This window comes from Curtobacterium sp. ME12, from assembly GCF_903970855.1.
Lineage (GTDB): Bacteria > Actinomycetota > Actinomycetes > Actinomycetales > Microbacteriaceae > Curtobacterium > Curtobacterium poinsettiae_A.
This window is the reverse complement of sequence record NZ_CAJCKD010000071.1, coordinates 1-2381: the sequence shown is the minus strand read 5'-3', so window position 1 is coordinate 2381 and position 2381 is coordinate 1. Positions and strand designations below refer to the sequence as shown.

The window sequence follows — 2381 nt, the reverse complement described above, 5'->3', positions numbered from 1 at the left end:
CGGCACCACCGTCCACATCTCCGAGGACGCCGCCGGCCTGCTGAACAAGACCTTCGGCACCGACGCCGTCAAGCGCGGCCTCCTCGTCGGCACCGCCACCATCACCGCACAGATCAAGTAACACCCCGCACCACCACCATCGGCCCGGACCACGCAGCAGCGCGGTCCGGGCCGACCTGCGTCGGCGGCGCTGGACGTGCGGAACGACGGACGGGACGCGCGGTGCCAGACCACACCGTGCCTCCGGGCCGTCTCGTCGGCGATCCCACGGCCCCACCGCGTGCGGGGCCGCTGCTCGGACCACGTGGACTCCGAGCTGACGGACGCGCAGACCACGGCCATCGGGCACAGCTGGGGCCTGGCGAACATCAGGACCTCTGAGACCCTCGGCACGCAGTACGATCAGGTCGCGTCGCTCTCCGGAGCCGGGATGCCTGAGTCGTGGCAGCCCGACCGAGAGACCACGTACACGGACTACTCCTCCGCCGACACCCTGCAGGTCGGGCAAGCGACGGGCCAGCATGCGCTGGAGGGCAACCCATGACGGCAACGACGACAGTGTCATCGCGTTCCGATCAGGCGGAGGCCCGCGCTGCGTCCGAGGAGCGCGCGGGTGCTGTGCAACGAACGATCGCCGACACGTTCGACGCCGAGAAGGTCTCTTCTGAGATGACTCGGAAGTGGATACTGCTCGCATGTTCTGATTCAGAAGTGCATTCTGCCGGCGGCATCACCCTGCGGCTGACGGACTCGGAAGCAGTGGATCCCGCCTACGGCAAGATCCGGTCCGAGTTCTCGGCGGACCCCTTGTTCACTGTCGAGACCAACCGGACCGGCAAGGGCCTCGAACGGCTCGCGCTCAGCCCCGGCACCGGCACCGGCACCGGCACCGGCAAGGTACCTGGTCACTGTCGACAACGAGTCGCCGACCGTCCGGATCGCCTCCTTCTCGCCCTGCAATCTCCGGCTCCTTGTCCGCCCCTCGACACCTCACGAAGTCTGAGGGGCGTGAGCGGTCGCTCGTCGCAGGACCACGGCCCGGGTCCATCGACGCGATGTTGTCCACTTGGGCCCTTCCTGCCCGCTTCGAGACCGACGCGAACCCCTACGATCCCGGAGACCTGATGGACCAGTACGACAAGGTCGCACGCCTCGAGGGCAATGGTGCCGTCCTCGATCAACTCGCCGAGGAGCATTTCGAGTGACCACCCGCTCCGCCTGGTTCGTCGCGGGTTTCGTGACGACGTTCGCACTGTCCATCACTGCTTGCGCGGGAGGATCATCGATGGACGAACAACCCGAGCCGGGCGCAACCGCCTCGGTGTCCCGGACGACTGCTGAACGACGAACGACCGAGATCCAAGACCGGCTGATCGGTGCGATCCCGGACGACGTGATCGCCAGCAGCCGCGCGATCGACTGGACGTTGCTGGCCTGCTCGGACACCGCTGTCTCGGCAGCGGGCGGCGCCGCCATCACCCTGGCACGCCCAGTGGACGTCGATGAGACCTACGACGCGATCACCGCCGCTGTGCGTGACGACGGGTACACGGCTGCCATCGACACGACCGACAAGGGCGCGAAGCGACTGACGCTCACCGGGACGAACGACGACCAGTACCTCATCACGATCTACAACGACACCAAGAAGGTCCGGTTGTCGTCGTTCTCGCGGTGTTTCCCGGGTTCGTTGAACGACGACTGAGTGAACGCCCGCCTCGTTCCACGCTGAGCGACATCTTCCGTGGGCCAGCGGACGTGAGCTGTCGCTCGGAGCGAGCTCACGGCCAAGGCTCGTGGCGGGGGGGGGGGGGGGGGGGGGGCAGGGGCGGCGGAGACTCGGTCCCGTGGACAGCTTGCGGGGAGCAGGACCCGCAACCTGTCCGGCAGGGCGAGACTCGCGCGGCCGCGGCCGCGGCCGCGGTCACGCGCGCAACGAACAACGCCCCGACCGGACCGGTCGGGGCGTTGCTCGTGGTGGTGCCGATCAGCGGATGACCGAGATGGTGTTGGCCTGGGGCCCCTTCTTGCCGGGGCCGACCTCGTACTGCACGTGGTCGTCCTGGGCGAGCGGCCGGGCGTCGGTCGTCTCGACGATGCTCGAGAAGTGCGCGAACAGGTCTGCGGACCCGTCATCGGGGTGGATGAAGCCGTAGCCCTTGGCGTGGTCGAACCACTTCACGGTGCCGGTGGGCAAGATCGCCAGCACGGCGTCAGTGGATGCGCAACTGCGCGACCATCGGGCAGGCGAAGGGATCGCGGGCGGCGAGTCCGACGCGGTTGAGGTACCGGACGACGATGCCGTAGGAACGCAGCAACGTGGTCTCGGTGTACGGCACGTCGAGGGTGTCGCAGTGGTCACGCACCAGCAGGCGGGCCTG

4 protein-coding genes and 1 pseudogene are annotated in these 2381 nt (G+C 68.1%); 3 read left to right on the top strand and 2 right to left on the bottom strand.

The annotated features are described in order from the left end of the window. The first annotated feature begins 304 nt into the window (after positions 1-304). From H7A73_RS17885 to H7A73_RS17875, 3 genes are all read left to right on the top strand, one after another. Positions 305-544, top strand: coding sequence for a hypothetical protein (locus tag H7A73_RS17885; protein ID WP_182067230.1), 240 nt, complete (start codon positions 305-307; stop codon positions 542-544). Between the two features lie 511 nt (positions 545-1055). Next, positions 1056-1205, top strand: a complete 150-nt coding sequence (locus H7A73_RS17880; protein ID WP_182067229.1) for a hypothetical protein — start codon at positions 1056-1058, stop codon at positions 1203-1205. 80 nt (positions 1206-1285) lie between these two features. Next, positions 1286-1705, top strand: coding sequence for a hypothetical protein (locus tag H7A73_RS17875; RefSeq protein WP_182067228.1), 420 nt, complete (start codon positions 1286-1288; stop codon positions 1703-1705). A 282-nt stretch (positions 1706-1987) separates the two neighbouring features. Here H7A73_RS17875 and H7A73_RS17870 read toward each other — a convergent pair whose 3' ends face one another. Together H7A73_RS17870 and H7A73_RS18190 are read right to left on the bottom strand one after the other, a co-directional pair. Further along, positions 1988-2197, bottom strand: a complete 210-nt coding sequence (locus tag H7A73_RS17870; protein ID WP_182067231.1) for a cold-shock protein — start codon at positions 2195-2197, stop codon at positions 1988-1990. Between the two features lie 16 nt (positions 2198-2213). Continuing rightward, positions 2214-2381, bottom strand: a pseudogene (locus tag H7A73_RS18190) (acyl-CoA desaturase); the annotation flags it as partial.